This window comes from Massilia sp. UYP11 (assembly GCF_050434805.1).
Classification (GTDB): domain Bacteria; phylum Pseudomonadota; class Gammaproteobacteria; order Burkholderiales; family Burkholderiaceae_D; genus Telluria.
In genome coordinates this window covers 123,904-141,260 of sequence record NZ_JBNDJE010000006.1, presented here as the reverse complement: position 1 = coordinate 141,260, position 17,357 = coordinate 123,904, and the positions used below count along the sequence as shown (strand labels likewise).

12 protein-coding genes are annotated in these 17,357 nt (G+C 66.2%); 2 read left to right on the top strand and 10 right to left on the bottom strand.

What is annotated here, in order from left to right; translation table 11 throughout:
* Positions 1 to 40: 40 nt before the first annotated feature.
* Complete coding sequence (locus ABIB38_RS12125; protein ID WP_429204149.1) at positions 41 to 916, bottom strand: MipA/OmpV family protein; 876 nt, start codon at positions 914 to 916, stop codon at positions 41 to 43.
* 62 nt (positions 917 to 978) lie between these two features.
* Positions 979 to 1,473, bottom strand: coding sequence for an Hcp family type VI secretion system effector (locus ABIB38_RS12120; RefSeq protein ID WP_429204147.1), 495 nt, complete (start codon positions 1,471 to 1,473; stop codon positions 979 to 981).
* 123 nt (positions 1,474 to 1,596) lie between these two features.
* On the opposite strand from ABIB38_RS12120, the gene ABIB38_RS12115 reads away from it, so the two are divergent.
* On the top strand, positions 1,597 to 2,136 hold the full coding sequence (locus ABIB38_RS12115; RefSeq protein ID WP_429204145.1) for a lysozyme: 540 nt from the start codon (positions 1,597 to 1,599) through the stop codon (positions 2,134 to 2,136).
* Complete coding sequence (locus tag ABIB38_RS12110; protein WP_429204143.1) at positions 2,133 to 2,603, top strand: hypothetical protein; 471 nt, start codon at positions 2,133 to 2,135, stop codon at positions 2,601 to 2,603. Before ABIB38_RS12115 ends, ABIB38_RS12110 begins: the two co-directional genes overlap by 4 nt.
* A 31-nt stretch (positions 2,604 to 2,634) precedes the next feature.
* On the opposite strand, the gene ABIB38_RS12105 is transcribed toward ABIB38_RS12110, so the two are convergent.
* The 8 genes from ABIB38_RS12105 to xdhA form a co-directional block, all read right to left on the bottom strand.
* Positions 2,635 to 3,696 carry a S1/P1 nuclease gene (locus tag ABIB38_RS12105; protein ID WP_429204142.1) on the bottom strand — a complete coding sequence of 354 codons (1,062 nt, stop codon included), beginning with the start codon at positions 3,694 to 3,696 and terminating at the stop codon, positions 2,635 to 2,637.
* Positions 3,697 to 3,713: 17 nt separating this feature from the next.
* Entirely contained in the window at positions 3,714 to 5,411 is a 1,698-nt protein-coding gene (locus tag ABIB38_RS12100; RefSeq protein WP_429204141.1) for a bifunctional metallophosphatase/5'-nucleotidase, read from the bottom strand.
* Between the two features lie 204 nt (positions 5,412 to 5,615).
* Complete coding sequence (locus ABIB38_RS12095) at positions 5,616 to 9,035, bottom strand: TonB-dependent receptor domain-containing protein (protein WP_429204140.1); 3,420 nt, start codon at positions 9,033 to 9,035, stop codon at positions 5,616 to 5,618.
* Between the two features lie 512 nt (positions 9,036 to 9,547).
* On the bottom strand, positions 9,548 to 11,041 hold the full coding sequence (locus ABIB38_RS12090; protein ID WP_429204138.1) for an adenosine deaminase: 1,494 nt from the start codon (positions 11,039 to 11,041) through the stop codon (positions 9,548 to 9,550).
* A gap of 81 nt (positions 11,042 to 11,122) precedes the next feature.
* Positions 11,123 to 12,430: a guanine deaminase gene (gene guaD / locus ABIB38_RS12085; protein WP_429204137.1), complete on the bottom strand. Its 1,308-nt coding sequence runs from the start codon at positions 12,428 to 12,430 to the stop codon at positions 11,123 to 11,125.
* Positions 12,430 to 13,437 carry a xanthine dehydrogenase accessory protein XdhC gene (gene xdhC / locus ABIB38_RS12080; protein ID WP_429204135.1) on the bottom strand — a complete coding sequence of 336 codons (1,008 nt, stop codon included), beginning with the start codon at positions 13,435 to 13,437 and terminating at the stop codon, positions 12,430 to 12,432. The genes guaD and xdhC overlap by 1 nt, the downstream gene beginning before the upstream one ends.
* Positions 13,434 to 15,758 carry a xanthine dehydrogenase molybdopterin binding subunit gene (xdhB, locus tag ABIB38_RS12075; protein WP_429204133.1) on the bottom strand — a complete coding sequence of 775 codons (2,325 nt, stop codon included), beginning with the start codon at positions 15,756 to 15,758 and terminating at the stop codon, positions 13,434 to 13,436. The genes xdhC and xdhB overlap by 4 nt, the downstream gene beginning before the upstream one ends.
* Positions 15,759 to 15,768: 10 nt before the next feature.
* Positions 15,769 to 17,232 (bottom strand): xanthine dehydrogenase small subunit, encoded by a 1,464-nt coding sequence (xdhA, locus tag ABIB38_RS12070; protein ID WP_429204131.1) that lies wholly within the window; start codon positions 17,230 to 17,232, stop codon positions 15,769 to 15,771.
* Between the last annotated feature and the right edge of the window lie 125 nt (positions 17,233 to 17,357).

The following is a 17,357-nucleotide window of genomic DNA, read 5'->3' as shown; positions in this document are numbered from 1 at the left end:
TTCGTGTCTCCGTTTGACGCCGGGCTGGTCCCGGCGTTTTTTATGGCGTGACCGGATCGACCGGCTCGTAGCCCGCCGCGCGGCGGCTCGAGCGCGCCAGGGTCCAGGCAAAGCCGATGCCGGCCGAGGTGCCGGTGTTCTTCAGGTGCAGCGGACTGTCGCGGTTGGCGCTGCCGGCATACGATTCAAAACGCACGAAGCCGAACAGGCGCAGGTCGGGATTCAACTGGCGCGTGGCAAACAGCCCGACGCGGGTGAGCATCAGGCCGGCGTCGGCGTCATAAGCGGCGCGTGCGGCGTTGGCGTACTGCGGCTGCACCTCGTAGAAATAGCGGTTGATGCGCTTGTCGCCGAACACGACCGAGACATTGCCCTCGACGCTCCACAAGCGGCGCTCGCCGCGCGTCTCATACGCCAGCTTGGGCTCGAAGGTCCAGCCCTGGCGCCGCAGCCCTCCCCTTGCCTCGATCACGGCGCGCAGCGGCAGTTCCGCGCGCAGGCGGCTACGCATCTGGCTGCCCCCGTCGAAATCGGCCACCCGGATCTTCAGGCGCGGCCCGAACTCGAACAGGGCGCCCAGGTCGGGCATGCCGGCGCGGATGTCGACGTCGTCGGAGTCGGACGGCAAGGCGCCGGCCAGGCCCACGTCGAACTCGAGCCGGTCGGAACGGAACAGGCGCGCCCCGATGCCCGACTGGTCGGCGCGCAGGATTTCACCGCGGTACAGCAGGTAGGGCACGGGCAACACGCGGTTGTTGCGATCTTCGGCGCCGGGATAGGCAGGCGCGGTGAGGCCGAAGGCGCCGAGACCGAATTCCCACAGCGGCAAGTCGGCCGGCTCGGACGACTGCGCACCGGCGTGGAGGGAGGGAAGCAGGCATACAGCCGCAATGGCGGCCTTGAAGGTGGGATGCATGGGGCCTCGGGGTCTGGTCGGGTTCACCAGATTCTAGCCGAGGCCACCGCGCAGGCGCGCAATCATGCCGCGATGCGGTTGGCGGCCAGGTCCCAGCCACCGACCGTGCTGCCGCCACCGCCGCCGGCGATTTTCTGCTGTGTATAGCGCCATTTGATCTTGGAATATTTCAGGCTGACGTGCTCATCCAGGATGGCGCCCGGTTCGATGCTGGGCTCGACGGCGCCGATCAGCACGTTCTCGAGTTCGATTTCGAAGTAGCGGATCGGATTGCCGCTGCCATCGGCCCGCATGAATTCCAGCTTTGCTCTGGGAATTGTTTTCCCCATCGCGCAATATTGCATGAGGATGGGACTCGACAGATCGGCCAGCTTACTGAGCGCGATCTCGCGCAGTTCGGCGCGTTCGGCCGTGTGCCCGCCGCTGGTCGACGCGGTGGCGCTGCGGGGCTGGCGGATCCCCCAGTTCACCGAAACGCACTCGATCCAGTCCTTGTGCTTGTCGTCTTGCGACTCGCCTTTGATGCCGTCGATTTGCAGATACACGTCGATTGCCATGTCAACCTTCTGATGAGAGCGCTCATTATTCAGCGGCCCCGGCGCCGATCGGTTGAGTGCACTCAACCGACCTCGGACGGCCAGCCGGTAAATTGAAGATCCGCGGATTGGCGGAGAGCGATCATGGGGAACGGAAACACACGACAAGGCACGGCAGGCGTCAACGACCATCTCGGCATGAGCACTGAAGCGCGTGCCCGCATGCGCAAGCGAGAAGTGGACGTCTATCACTACTATGACGACGGCGGGCGACCGGGGGTAGGCCATTGCACCTGGGGTCCGGGCATTCTTGCACACCGGGGGCCATGCACCAAAGAAGAACTGGGACGCCCCGTCAGCCAGGCCGAGATGGATGCCGAATTCGCGCGCCGGGTCGCGCGGGCCGAACGCGAAGTGCGCAACGGCGTACGCAGGCAGCCGCTCACCCAGGCGCAGTTCGATGCCCTGGTCAGCCTGGCCTACAACGCCGGCGCGCGCGGCAGCAGGGGCACGTGGAAGCTCGTCGAAAAGGGCGATATGGCGGGGGCCGCCATCAATATCAAGAAACTGACCAAGACCACGATCGATGGCAGGCTGGTGGTCGCACGCGGCCTGGTCTCGCGCCGTGCCGAAGAAGCGGCGCCGTTCCTGGCGCCATCCCGATCGAACCAGGATCCCGCATGAGCTTACGCACCCTCGCCTGCCTGCGGCCTGCCGCAATCCTCGCACTTGCTGCAAGCGTGCTCCTGCCTGCACTCGCCGCCGGGCCGATCAGGCCGAACGATGACATCCTGGGACAATGGCGCATCACCCGGATGCTGGATGCTTCGAACGTCACGGCGCTCGACGACCGGCAGGCCGCGCGCCTGGTCGGCAAGCTCTTCGTGGTCGAACCGGGCATGGTGTCGATGGATGGCGAAGTGTGCGACGAGCCCGAGTTCACGCGCCACTATGAAGACGCGGTGCGCTACCTGCGCGAAGACGCGCATGCCTCATCGTGGAAACTGGGCCTGCCCCTGACCGTGACGGTCATCGACCTGTCCTGCACGGAAGCGCTGGTCAAGGGTCACGACCACATCGTGGTCCTCTGGAAGGGCGTGTTCTTCGACGCGGTGAAGCGATCGCCTGGCCTGCCCGGCCAGGCGAAGTAGGCGTTTCATCGCCCATGCGCGCATGTAGCTGTTACGGCCAGATCGCCTGCAGCATCGCCGCCAGGTTGTAGCCGCCCTTGATCAGCTGGGTCTTGGCGATCTCGGAGCTCGGCACCGGATAGTGCTGCGGCACCTCCAGCGCGAAGGTGTAGTAGGTCTCGCCCTTCTTGCCGGTCTGCGGGGTCAGGCTGCCCGGCACCACGTCCTTGTAGGCCAGCTTGGCCGACACCAGGCCGTCCTCGACCCACTGCACCGGCCAGGTCGAGACGTCGCCCTGCGCCCGCTTGAGCTGGGGCTGGCTGGCGACCGCCACGTCGGCGAACTGCTCCGGCGTGCGCGTCTTGATGCGGCGGAACGCATAGTCGACCGTGGTGCTGTCCCAGTAGGAGTGGAACGGCTTGGTCAGCGCCGCCGGCACGCCTTCCTTGACGACCACCGGCTCCCCTGGAGGAATCACGCCGTCCGACAGGGCGGACAGGCGTGCGTTATCCAGCAGCAGGTTGTTGCCGCCGCGCGAGTCGAAGACCAGGGTCTCGTCGATCTCGGCGCGGTTTTTCGGCACCACGAACTTGCCGTCCCTGGAAACAAACGCCGACCCCACGTGCAGCGGCTGGTGGATGTCGCCGGCGAAGTGGGCCAGCAGGATCAGGGCCTGGCGCTTGGTGAACTTGTGCGGATTCAGGGCGGGGTCAACCTTGCCCTGCAGGACGGCGATGCACTGCTCCAGCGTCTGCACGATGTCGACCTCGCTCGTGCCCACGCCATGCTCATGGTAGTGGTCCAGCTGGAACGGGACATTGGTGTAGTGGTATTCGCCGTGGCGCGGATTGCCGGCCACATACTCGACCATCTCGGGCGTCTGCGGGCCGCAGAACGTGCCCTTGACGCAGTCGGCCCAGTTGGCGACCGAGGCCAGCGATTCGCCCGGCTGCAACAGCTGCGCGATTTCCTTGTGCGCGTTGCTGCCCTTGAGCAGGCGGTCGGCGATGGCGCCGATGGCGCGGTGGCCGTCGCGGCCCCAGGCGGCGGCGTCGGGCGCGGCCACCGATGCGAAGACGCCGGTCAGCGCCAGCGCGCATGCGAGTTTTTTCATGGTGATTCCTTGTCGTTTCAGTTGACCTTGCGGATGCGTGGCGCCGGGTTGGCAACCCCGGGGGCGATGGCGGCGCCCTGCCCCTCGATCTTCTTCAGCCAGGCGATGAAGCCGTCCAGGTCGCGCATGCCGGTGTCGACGCGCGCCGTCCCGTGGCGGAACTCCGGATAACCGTCGCTGCCTTCGGCCAGGAAGTTGTTGGTGGCGATGCGATAGGTGGCGCCGTCCTGGATCTCCTTGCCGTTCAACCTGAGGCTGCCCGGCACCAGGCGGCTGCCTGCCGGACGCTTCGGGTCCCAGGCATAGGTGAAGCCCTCGGAAATCTGCAGCACCGACGAATTCGAATCGACGCCGTCGGCCCACTGGCGTTCGAGCAGGGAGCGGATCTGTGCGCCGCTCAGGTCCATCACGACCGTCGTGTTGCCGAACGGGAGCACCACCTGGGCCTGGCCGAAGGCCACCATGCCGTCGGGCCCGGCCTCGAGGTCGCGGCGGATGCCGCCATTGTTCATGAAGGCCAGTTGCGCGCCCAGGTGACGGGCCGAATCGAGCGCCGCATCGGCGATCATATTGCCCAGCACCGACTCGCCGGCATCATTGGTCTTGCGCAGCACGGGGGCGCCGGCCACCCGGGCGATCGGGCGATTCAGGGCTTCCTTGCTGCGCTCCTTCACCTGCGCCACGAAGGCCGTCATCTTCGGGTCGGCCGGGTACGCGCCCGGTTTCATCACCACGTTCTTCACCTCGAGGTTGCTGATCGCCCCCGTCGCCGGCTCGACCTGCATCGACACGCGGGTGAGCAGGTGGCCGGCGGTGTCGGCCTGGGTCACGGTGCGGCCGTCGACCTCGCACAGGTAGCCCTGGTGCGAGTGGCCGGTCAGCACCAGCCTGACCGACGGGTCGATTTTTTTCACCACGTCGACGATGTCGCCCTTGAGCTGCGCGCAGCCGGCCTGCAGCGGCGACTCCACCGTGCGGCCGCCCTGGTGCACGAGCGCCACGATGACCTGCGCGCCGGCGGCGCGCATGGCCGGCAGCGTGCGGTTGATCGCCTCGGCCTCGTCATCGAAGCGCAGGCCGGCCACGCCGGAAGCCACCACCATGTTCGGCGTGTCCTTCAGCACCACGCCGACCAGGCCGACCTTGATGCCCTTCACTTCCTCGATTTTGAAGCCCGGGATCACGGGCTTGCCGGTGGCCGCGTCGATCACGTTGGCGCCCAGGTAGGTGAATCTGGCGCCGCCAAAGTCCGGGGTGAACTTGCAGGCGCGGGTCGGATGCGGCGAATCGCAGCCGCCCTTCTGCTGGCGCAGCAGTTCCTTGCGGCCGCCGTCGAATTCATGGTTGCCAAGCGCGCTGGCGCGCAGGCCCAGCATGTTCATCACTTCGATGGTCGGCTCGTCGGCCCACAGCGACGACAGCGCCGGGCTGGCGCCGACGATGTCGCCGGTGGACACCAGCAGCAGGTCCTTGTCTTCCTTGCGCCAGGCCTGCAGGGCCGCGGCCACCGCTTCGGCGCCGCCGGCGCGCATGACTTCTTCCCTGCCGTCCGCATGCTTCAGGACGTAGCGGCTCGGTTCGAGGTTGCCGTGGAAGTCGTTCAGCGACACGAGATTGAGGGTCACCGGCCCCTGGGGCGCGCTGACGCAGCCGGCCAGCAGCAGCGCCATGGTGAGGGTGGAAAGACTGGCGCATGCGCGGCGCGAAACGATCATCGGAACACCTTTAGTGGATGCGGACCGGCGCGAACGGCGGATCCGGAAAAACGGAGCTCGAGCGAACTCGACAGCCAACATTATCCCACGCGGCTCGTGCGCGGAAAATCCTTACGCTGGCTGGGCTCCTACCTTTTTAAAAGAAAAAACGGCCGGTGTTGCCACCGGCCGTTTCGACATGCTCATGCTACGAATTCGACGTGCTTAGAATTCGTACTTGAGGGTTGCCTGGATCGCCCACTGCGACTCGCCCTTCGACTGCTTCAGGTCTTGACGCTCGACGTCGTTACGCACGACGTAGACGTAACGACCTTGTGCATCGGTACCTGCGAAGTCGACGAAGCTACGCGCCTGGCCACCGGCCGACTGGAACGCGACTTCTTCGGTACGGCCCCACTTCTTGTTCAGCAGATTGCCGAAGTTCATGAAGTCGAGCGTGAAGGTTGCCTTGTTGCGCTTGAACAGGCCTGGAATTTCCTGGCTGATGCGCACGTCGAAGGTGTTGACCCATTGCGAGGTGCTGTTGTTACGCTTTACGACACCACCGGCGGCGCCATGCAGGCCCTTGTTGGCATTGACGACGTCCCAGAAACGCTGCTCGTTCGAACGGTTGGCCGCGGTGTCGCCGAAGAACACGACTTCGCCGGAACCGAACGCGGTCGGGATGTACATCAGGTCGTTGCCGGACAGGTTGTCGCCGTTCATGTCGTTGTTGAACGTCCAGCTGTACGGACGGCCTTCACGACCTTCGTAGAACACGCCGAAACGGGTGTTGTAGTTGTCGAAGAACTTCTTCTGGAAGTTCAGCAACGCGTTCACGCGGTTCTTGATGGCGTAGCTCGAGGTCGCGGCGACTTCTTCGTTCGGGTTGAACACCGAACGGCCGTTGAAGTTCGAGTTCGACACCGACGAGGTCAGCGGCGAGACTTCGGTCGCATCGGTGTAGGTGTACGACACCGACCAGCCGAGGCCCTTCGTCATCGGCTGCGACAGCGACATGGTGACCACTTTCGCGTCGCCCTTGTCGGTATCGCGCGCCACCAGCACGTTGTTGAAGCTGCGGTTGCTCAGCGCGCGGTTGGTTGCGCCGCTGTTGCTGATCAGGGTCGCGGCATTGTTCGACACGCCATAGCTGGCCTGATTCAGGCCCGCTGCATTCCAGAACAGCTGACGGCCATCGGCAGAGCCGATCGCGGTCGGGGCGCCCAGGTTCAGGTGCTCGTAATAGATGGCGTGCTTGTTCTTGGTGTACAGCAGCTCACCACCGAACACCAGGCCGCCCCATGGCAGTTCGGTATCGAAGGCCAGGTTGGTCTTCCAGATCGCCGGCTGGCGGAAGCTCGGATCCAGGAAGTCGACGTTGGCGGCAGGCACGGCGCCCGACACGTTCGGCTGGTTGTCCGGATTCGTGCTGAACAGGCCACCGGTGGTCGGGCAACGGGTTGCGCCGACGCCCGAGCAGCTGATGGTCGCGGTGGCGACGCCCGAGGTGGAGAACGGGTTCGACATCCACACGGCGGCGGCGGCGCCCTGGAACAGGCCGAAACCACCGCGCAGCTGGGTTGGGCGCGGCGAATTGTCGAAGCGGTAGTTGAAGCCGACGCGTGGCTGGACCAGGTCGGTGCCGTCGATGGTCCGGGTATTGTCCAGACCGAAGCCGCCCGACTGGCGCACGCCGGTGGCCGGGTTGGCTGCGACCAGCGGCTGGGCCGCGGCGGCGTTGTACAGCGGACGGTTGTTGATGTCGTTACGGTCGTAACGCACGCCGTAGGTCAGGGTCAGCTGGTCGTTGACGGCCCAGGTATCCTGCAGGAACAGACCGGTGTTCTTGGTGTCGAAGCGCGCGATCGCGTCCTCGATCGATGCGCCCGGCAGACCGCGCTGCACGCTGTAGCTCAGCGGACGGCCGCGGCGGAAGTTCTCGAGCACGGCGGCTTCGACTTGCGCATTGGTCGCGCGCGCGCAGCTCGGCAGCGCGCCGAAGCTGTAGAAGTTCGCATCGGCCGAATCCAGGCAGGCGAAGGTGTATTCGCCGAACACGCCCTGCAGGAAGGCGTTGTAGATCTCGGTCTTGGTGTGGTCGGCGCCGAACTTGAGTTCGTGGTCGCCCACGATCCAGTTCGCGCCGGCGTACAGGTCGGTGGTCTTGTTGCCCAGCACGTTGTTGTGACGGCTACGCTCGGTACCGAAGTTCAGGAAGCGGTTGCCGCTGGCCAGGCCGGCCGGCGCGCCTGGCGGCAGCGCGCCCGAGAACTGCAGGGCCATCGATGGCGTACGGGTCGCGTTGACCGGGGCCGAATCGTAGTCGCGGGTCGAGTACTTGAACTCGGTCGAGAAGTTCGCGGTCCAGTCCGAGAACACCTGGGCGACGACGGTCTCGATTTCCTTGCCCTGGTTGTAGAAGCTCGACGACAGGCCGACGCCGGTGTTCGAGAAGCCCGGGAAGAACGGCTCGCCCTGCGTGGTCTTGGCGTAGCGCAGGTTGGCGCGGTGGTCGTCGGTGATGTTCCAGTCGAACTTCACCATGCGCTCTTTCGAGGTCAGCATGGCGCCGGTCGGGACGGCCGGGGTGCCGATGTCGAGGCCATAGCCCTGGGCGATCTGCTGCGCGCCGGCGATGGCCGACTGGGTGATGCCGACGGTGGTGCCGGCGCCGGAACCGATCGGTCCGAAGTCCGGGCTCGAACGCGAGCTCTCGAAGTTTTCGGCCAGGGCGAAGATGAACAGCTTGTCCTGGATCAGCGGACCCGATGCCCACACACCCTTGGTGGTTTCCTTCGACTTCGGCGGTTCGCTGTAGGTGTCGGTGACCACGTCGTAGCGATCGCCCGCCATGGTGTCGTTGCGGAACACGTAGTACACGCCGCCACGATAGGTGTTGGTGCCCGACTTGGTCACGGCGTTGATGTTGGCGCCGGTGTAGCCCTTCTGGGTCACGTCGTAGTTGGCGACGTTGACCTGCACCGACTGGATCGCTTCGATCGAGATCGGCTGGCGCGCGGTCGGGCTGCCGTTCGATTCCAGGCCGAAGGTGTCGTTGATGGCGACGCCGTCGATGGTCATCGAGTTGTAGCGCGAGTTCTGGCCGGCGACCGAGATTTCGCCGCGGTCCTTGTCGGTCTGCGACACGCGCGGGTCGGCACGGGCATAGTCCTGCAGGTTGCGGTTGATCGACGCCTGGGTCTGCAGCTGGGTATTGCTGATAGAGGTGCCCGCGCCCATGTTATTGCTCGAGAAGATTTCCGAGCGAACAGCCGAGCCGGCCACGGTCACGGTCTGGATGCCGACGGTCGCGTCGACGGTCGCGGTCTGGGCCAGTTCGACGTAGACGTCGTTACGGGTCTCGGTGACGCCATCCTTGGTGATGGTAATCGTGTAGGGACCACCCACGCGCAGGCCGCGCGCGGTGTAGCGCCCTTCGGCGTCGGTGACGACATTGCTGACAGAACCCGACTCGACGTGCACGATCTGCACTTGTGCGCCGGCCGCCGGTGCGCCCGCAGCGTTCGAAATGCGGCCGCCGATGGCGGACGTGGTGTTCTGTGCAAACGACGGCGACGCCGCCAATGCAACCGACAAAGCCAGCGCCAATTTGGTGAGCCGGATCTGCTGTTGAGTGATCATTGATTACCCCAAAAAGAACTTCAATTTATTGTTGGACGCCCGGGCGGACGCCCTCCCCTACGATGTACTGCTTGTATTTTTTGCTTGATGCGGCCAGCGCTTCAGCCGGCAAGCGGCTGCGATTTTATCGTTACAATGTTTCAACAAAGTTACACGACAGAGTAGTGAGATACAGCGCAATCCCGCCCAATATGCATGAGCTTTGAACAACCCGACAAATTCGTTTTGGCTTGGCTATTCAGAGCTTTTACGTATAAATCGCTGTGTAAGTGTTGTCTGTACGCGACATAATCAGAGTGCTGTCGGCCCAAATATGACAAGGCGGGATTATATGTGCGGCAATCTTGCGCGGAATTTTTTTGATAAAAATTCCGTCGAAGCGCCGTGGGAACGAAGATTTTTGTAGCGTGAAGACGACATAAGTTAATTTTTAATTAACTTAGTGCCGGGGAGTCGCGGGGGATGATGACAAGATGGCGACCCGGCGGGCGCCGGGCCGCGCAAGTCACACTTTATTTGGCGCGGACCGCCAGGGCGCTCAGCCCCGCGATCTTTGCTTCGAATTCGGTGTAACGTTGGTCCAGCTGGCGGGTCAGCCGTTGCTTTTCCGCCACGGGCAGGAAGGCGTAGCGGATGCTGTTGTACGAGGCCTTCTTCACTTCCGCGTAGCTCGGCTTGAACTGGCTGGCGAACTGCACGTACTCATGCGACAGCGTGTGGCGGGTCACGCCGGCGTCGTCGGTCGAGATCACGTAGGGCACGCCGTATTTGCGGTACAGGTTGAGCGGGTGGTTCGCGCTCGACACGCCGCTGATGAAGGCATTCGAGGTCAGGTTGATCTCGACCGGGATGTCCTTCTCGCGCATGGTCTTCATGATGCCGAGGGCATTCGCCTCGTGCGCCAGGTCCAGGCCGTGGCCGATGCGGTTGGCGCCCGCCACCGCCAGCGCCTGGTCGATGTGGAATTTCAGGCCTTCCGGCGGCACGTCGCCCAGCGCCAGTTCGCCCGCATGCATCGCCACCTTCACGTCCGGGTAGACCGACTTCAGGAAGCGGAACATCTTCATGTGGAGAACGTAGTCGCGCATCGCCACGTGGGTGCTTTCCTGGCCCACGATGTTCAGGCCAACGATGCGCCCGCCCTTGCTCGCCGCCTTGAAGCTCGACACCATGGCCGAGAACACCTGTGACGGGTTCAACAGGCGCAGCGTGTAGTTCTGGTAGCGCATGGTGAAGCGCTCGTCGTCGATGCCTTCCGAGGCCGCATGGATCTGCGCGACGAAGTCGTCGATCGACTTGTTGAAGGCGGCGTCCTGGTCCAACGCCTTGAGCTTGGCGCGCAGCGCATCGTCGAGCGCCTTGTCGTCGTTCACATGGGTCCAGGTCTGGCTGTCGAAATCCGGGTTGGCGATGAAGGGCGACAGCAGGAACATCGTTTCGATGTAGCCGACATTTTCCGCGATCGCGCGCCCCTTGATCTCAAGCAGACCTTCACGCAGGTTGTCGTTGGCCACCGGGCCGAAGTAGCCGAAGGTCTGGAAGAAGCGCTGGTCGGGCGCCGGCTGCAGATGCGTGTGGTTGTAGAAATCCCTGTTCGACCAGCGCTTGGCCACTTCGCGCCAGGCATCTTCGTCGGCGCGCACCTCGGCGCCCGAGCGGCAGACCCGCTGCGCCGCCGGTTTCGCGCGCTCGGCGGCGACGGTGGCCTTGTCGGTCTCGATGCGCCAGGTCTGGGTGTCGATGCAGAAGCCCTGCTTGTCGACGAATTCGGTATAGGTCTCGGCGTACACCGAACCCGAATAATGGTGGTGCAGGTCGCCGCCCTTCGGCATCTGGGTGAAGAACAGCGTCAGCTCGGACAGCTTCGGCTGCTCGCCCGCGATCAGGCCCGCGTAGTGGCGGGCGGTGGCCGCTTCATTGGCGCTGGCGGCGGGCTCCTTGGCCCAGGCCGGGGCGCCGGCCACGGCCAGCGCCAGCAGCGCGCCGCCGGGGAATAGCTTGTGCATGGTGTGCTTTCTGGATGAGATCGAATCGCGCCACTCTAACTGCTTCGTTCACCATTGGCAATATTGTGAAACCCGTCCGTTTCACGCGCGTGCATGCACCCGGCGTCCACCCGAATAGGTGGCGGCAACCGTGCGGTCGTCGCCCAGCAGCGCCAGCGCGAACAGCAGTTCTTCCAGCGAATTGCAATGGCGCGTCCTGCGCGCCAGCAGCGGCGTGGCCTCGCGGTCGAGCACCACGAAGTCGGCTTCCAGGCCAGGCTGGAAGCTGCCGATCGTGTCGTCCAGGCGCATGCTGCGCGCCGCGCCCAGGGTGGCGAGATAGAACATGCGCAGCGCCGGCAGGTAGCTGCCCTTCAGGCGCGCCACCTTGTAGGCTTCGTTCATGGTCTGCAGCATCGAGAACGAGGTGCCGGCGCCGACGTCGGTGCCCAGCGACAGCAGCACCCGCGCGCTGTCGGCGCGTTCGAAATCGAACAGGCCGCTGCCCAGGAACAGGTTCGAGGTCGGGCACACGGCGGCGGCCGACCCGGTGGCCGCCATGCGCGCGAAGTCTTCGTCGTCGAGCCAGATGCAGTGGCCGAACAGCGCGCGCGGACGCATCAGGCCGAAACGTTCGTACACATCCAGGTAGCTGCGCGCCTGCGGGAACAGTTCGCTCACCCAGGTGCACTCGTCCTTGTTTTCCGAGACGTGGGTCTGGATGAAAGTGTCCGGGTGGCGCGCCGCCAGTTCGCCGGTCAGGCGCAGCTGGACGTCGGTCGAGGTCGGGGCGAAGCGCGGCGTGATCGCGTACAGCGACCGTCCGCGCTTGTGCCATTTATTGATCAGGTCTTCGCTTTGCCCCAGGTCGCCCTCAAGGTCGCGCAGGAAATCCGGGCAGTTGCGGTCCATCAGCACCTTGCCGGCCACCATGCGCAAGTCGCGCGCTTCGCTCGCTTCAAAAAAGGCGTCGACCGACTGCGGATGCACGGTGCAGTACACCACGGCGGTGGTGGTGCCGCAGCGCAGCAGCTCGTCCAGGAAGAACTCGGCGGTCGGGCGCGCATGCGCCGGGTCCTCGAAGCGGCGCTCGGTCGGGAAGGTGTAGGTCTCCAGCCATGGCAACAGGCCCGGCGCCGGCGAGGCGATCATGTCGGTCTGCGGGTAATGCAGGTGGGTGTCGATGAAGCCGGGCGCGATCAGCTTGCCGCGGTAGTCGACCGGCTCCAGGCCGGGCGGCAGGGTCGGCGCCAGCGCGGCGTAGTCGCCGGCGGCCCTGACCCTGCCATTTTCAATGATCAGCAGGCCGTCTTCATGCCACAGCGCGGCCCCGTCGTCGAAGGCCGGGTCGGCGCGAAAGTGCAGCAAGCCGGCACGGTAGGCTTGCACATTGGATGATACGGTGGACATTACGAGAGTTCCGGTTGTTCTTCAGGATGGTGGGCAGCTTCCCACACGGACAGCAGCTGGGCCGCGACGGAGGCGGCAATCACGGCCGGGGCCTTGCCCTTGACGCCGGGCAGGCCGATCGGGCACACCATATCGCCGATGCGCGCGGCATCGACGCCGCGTTCGCGCAGGCGCGCCTCGAACTGGCTGCGTTTGGTACCCGATCCTATCAGGCCGAACCAATCCTTGCAGGAATCGCCGTGCGCTCGAGACAGGATCGCGTGGCACAGGCGCAGGTCGAGCGCGTGGCTATGGGTCATGACCAGGAAGCTGGTGCCGGGGGCGGCGCGCTCGACCAGCGCTTCCGGGGTGTCGGTCGCTTCCACCGTCACATTGGCGGGATGGTGGTCCGGGAACAGGTCGTCGCGCTCGTCGACCCAGGTGACGCGGCAGGGCAAGTGCGCCAGCGCGCGCACGATGGCGGCGCCGACGTGGCCGGCGCCGAACAGCATCAGGTGCGCGCGCGGGGCGAGGACGGCGTCCAGCAGCCAGCGGCGAGCGCCCTCGCCTTGCACCACCCGGGTCTGCAACGCCGGGGAAGAGGATGGCATGCCGGCATGGGCGGCGCCGGCCAGGTGGCGGCCCGCCTCGTCGCGCAGGGCCCATTCGCCGGCGCCGTCGAGGGCGACCAGGCGCCACGTGTCCTGGCCGCGGCGCGCGCGCAGGAAGGCCATCTGCTCGACTTCCAGGCGCTCGAAGGCGAGCCAGGCGACGCCGCCGCAGCACTGGCCCAGGCTTGGCCCCAGCGCGAAGCGCTCGAAGCGGCGCGCCTCGCCCAGTTGCAGCATGAGGCGGGCGATGTCCAGGGCGCGATGCTCGAGGTGGCCGCCGCCGATGGTGCCGTCGAAATCCCCGGCGCGCACCAGCATCTTCGCGCCCGGCTCGCGCGGCGCCGAGCCTTTCACGGCCGCCACCGTGACCAGCACGGCGGCGCTGCCCTGCTGCGCATCGAGCCAGTCGTGCGTCATGCGCGCGCCGCCTCGACGAATGCGACCGCTTTCAGTATTTCTTCGGACGTCGCCGGGGCGTTCAAAGGCGGATTGACCCGGTGCCCGCCGACGCTCGAGATGGCGTCGCGGATGGCGAAGAAGACCGAGAACGGCAGCAGCAGCGGCGGCTCGCCGACCGCCTTCGAGCGGTGGATGCTGTCCTCGACGTTGGCGTTGTCGAACAGGCGCACGCGGAAGTCCTCGGGGCAATCCGAGACCGCCGGAATCTTGTAGGTCGACGGCGCATGCGTCATGAGTTTGCCGGCCGGGTTCCACCACAGTTCTTCCGTCGTCAGCCAGCCCATGCCCTGGATGAAGGCGCCTTCGACCTGGCCGATGTCGATCGCCGGATTGAGCGAGCGGCCGGCGTCGTACAGCGCATCCACGCGCAGCAGCTTCCATTCGCCGGTGAGCGTGTCGACCACGACCTCCGACACCGCCGCGCCATAGGCGAAGTAGGAGAACGGCCGGCCGGTCATCGTCTTCGGATCCCAGTGCAGGCCGGGCGTCGCATAAAAACCGTCGGACCACAGCTGCACCCGCGCCAGGTAGGCTTTCGCCACCAGTTCCTCGAACGGCAGCGCCATGCCGGCGACGAACACGGTCCCGGCCGCGAAGCGCACCTCGCTCGCCTGCCCGCCGTGCAGGCCGGCGGCGAAATCGGCCAGGCGCGCGCGGATGGTGCGCGCCGCGTCCTGGGCCGCCTTGCCGTTCAGGTCGGCGCCGGTGGAGGCCGCCGTGGCCGAGGTGTTGGCGACCTTGGACGTGTTGGTGGCGGTGACGCGCACCCGCGCCAGGTCCACGCCCAGCTCGTGCGCCACCACCTGCATCACCTTGGTGTTGATGCCCTGCCCCATCTCGGTGCCGCCATGGTTGACCAGGACCGAGCCATCCACGTAGACGTGCACCAGCGCCCCGGCCTGGTTCAGGTGGCTGACGTTGAAGGCGATGCCGAACTTGAGCGGCGTGAGCGCCAGGCCCTTCTTGAGCACCGGGCTGGCGCGGTTGTATTCGAGGACGGCGGCGCGCCGGGCGCGGTAGTCGCTGTCGGCTTCGAGCTCGGCCACCAGCTCGGGGAGCACGTTGTCGACGATCTCCTGGCCGAAGGGGGTGACGTTGCGCTCCGTCTTGCCATAGAAGTTCAGGCGCCGCACGTCGAGCGCATCGCGCTGGAGGTTGCGCGCGATCTCGTCGAGCACGTACTCGATGGCGATCGCGCCCTGCGGCCCGCCGAAGCCGCGAAATGCCGTGTTCGACTGGGTGTTGGTCTTGCCGCAGGCGGCGCGGATCTCGACGTCGGACAGGTAATAGGCGTTGTCGAAGTGGCAGACCGCGCGCGTCGCGACCGGGCCCGACAGGTCGGCCGAGTAGCCGGCGCGGGTGACCATGTCGACCTTGGCCGCCAGGATGCGGCCGTCGTCGTCGTAGCCGACCTGATACTCGTAGTGGAAGCAGTGGCGCTTGCCCGTGACCAGCATGTCGTCGTCGCGGTCGGCGCGCAGCTTGACCGGGCGGCCCGACCGCACGGCCGCGATGGCCGCCGCCGCCGCCCACAGCGCCGACTGCGATTCCTTGCCGCCGAAGCCGCCGCCCATGCGGCGGCACTCGACCGTCACGTGATGCGAGTGCAGGCCCAGCGCATGCGCGACCACGTGCTGCATCTCGCTCGGGTGCTGGGTCGAGCAGTAAACGTGCATGCCGCGGTCTTCGCCGGGGATCGCATAGGCGATCTGCCCTTCGAGGTAGAACTGTTCCTGGCCGCCCACGTGCAGCTCGCCCTTGACCGTGTGCGGCGCGCGCGCGAACGCCTGCGCCGCGTCGCCCCGGGCCAGGCGCATCGGCGGCAGCACGTACGAGGCGGCGGCGCGCGCCGCCTGCGGCGTGAGAATGGCCGGCAGGTCGTCGTAGTCGACCTCGGCCAGGCGCGCCGCGCGGCGCGCATTGTCGTGGCTGTCGGCGACGACGATGAAGATCGGCTGGCCCACGTACTGGACCAGGCCGTCGGCCAGGATCGGATCGTCGTGGACGATCGGCCCGCAATCGTTCAGGCCCGGAATGTCGCGCGCCGTCAGCACGGCGACCACGCCGCGGCTGGCCGCCACCTGCGCCAGATCGATCGACTTGATGCGCGCATGCGCGCGCGCCGACAGGCCGAGGGCCGCGTGCAGCGTGCCGGCCAGCTCGGCGATGTCGTCGGTATAGGTGGCCTGGCCGCGCACGTGCAGCTCGCTTGACTCGTGCTGGCGTGCGCGGCCGACTTCGGCCCAGGCGTCCATGCGTTTCAAGCCGGCGTCGTTCATGGTCGTTTCCTCACAGGCTGGCAAAGGCGTTGACGGCGCTGGCCGGCAGCGGATTATCCGGGCGCGTTTCCAGCCAGAACCGGTGCAACAGGTTTTGCGCGGCGCGCATGCGGTAGCTGCCGGAGGCGCGCGCGTCGCTCAGCGGCGCATAGTCGCGCGTGAGCGCGGCCATTGCCGCGCGCAGCGTGGCTTCGCTCCAGGCCTGGCCGCGCAGGACGGCTTCGGCCTCGGGCGCGCGCTTCGGGGTGGCCGCCATGCCGCCGAAGGCGATGCGCGCATCGAGGATGGTGTCGCCATCGAGCGTCACGGCGAAGGCGGCGCACACGGCCGAGATGTCCTGGTCGAAGCGCTTGGCCAGTTTATAGGTACGAAAGCGCAGCCCATCGGTTGGCAGCGGCACGCGCACGGCTTGCACGAACTCGCTTGCGCGCAGATCTTTCTGCTGGTAGCCCAGATAGAAATCTTCCAGCGCCAGCACGCGCATGCCCTCGGCGCCATTGAGCACCACCTGGCTGCCCAGCGCGATCAGCCACGGCATCGAATCGCCGATCGGCGAACCGTTGGCGACGTTGCCGCCGAGGGTGCCGGCATTGCGGATCGGGAGCGAGGCAAAGCGCTGCCAGAGTTCGGACAGCTCGGCCGGATAGCGCTCGCACAGCGCCGCGTAGGCATCCTGCAGCGAGACGCCGGCGCCGATCTCGAGCATGCCGGCATCGATACGCACGCGCTTGAGCGCCTCGACCTGGCCCAGGTAGATCACGTCGCCCAGCGTGCGCAGCTGCTTGGTGACCCACAGGCCGACGTCGGTCGAACCGGCCAGCAGCAAGGCGGCAGGGTGCGCGGCGCGCAAGGCCACCAGTTCGTCCAGCGTGCGCGGCGCGTGGAAGCGCTGGCCGTCGGCCGCGTAGCTCAAGCCAGTGCTGCGCTGCAGGCCGCGCAGGCGCCCGGCCAGCGCCGCCTTGTCGAAAGCGACCGGCGGGAGTTCGACCATGCGGCGCGCGGCGTCGATGATGGGACGGTAGCCAGTGCAGCGGCACAGGTTGCCGGACAGTGCATCGTCGATGGCGGCGCGCGCCGGCGCGCGGCCCTCCTGCTTGAGGTACATGCCCCACAGCGACATGGCAAAGCCCGGCGTGCAGAAGCCGCACTGGGAACCGTGGCACTCGACCAGGGCCTGCTGCACCGGATGCAGCGCGCCGTCGGCCTGGGCCAGGTCTTCGACCGTGAACAGCGCCTTGCCGTCCAGCGTCGGGGTGAACTGGATGCAGGCGTTGACGGCCTTGAGCGCCACCTCGCCGTTTTCCAACGAACCGACCACCACCGTGCAGGCGCCGCAGTCGCCTTCGGCGCAGCCTTCCTTGGTGCCCGTGCAGCGCAAGTCCTCCCGCAGGTGTTGCAGGACGGTGCGCGTCGGCGGCGCGTCGCGCAGTTCGCGCACCTCGCCACGAAAGAGGAATCGGATCGGTTCTGACATGCCTGTCTCGAAGTGGACTTTACTGTTCGCCAAGGGCGGAAGGCTACCATCCGCCAGCCATACTCATATCATCATATTCCGATATTGATTATCATCAGATCTAAATATCCTGTGCGCGCGCCCGG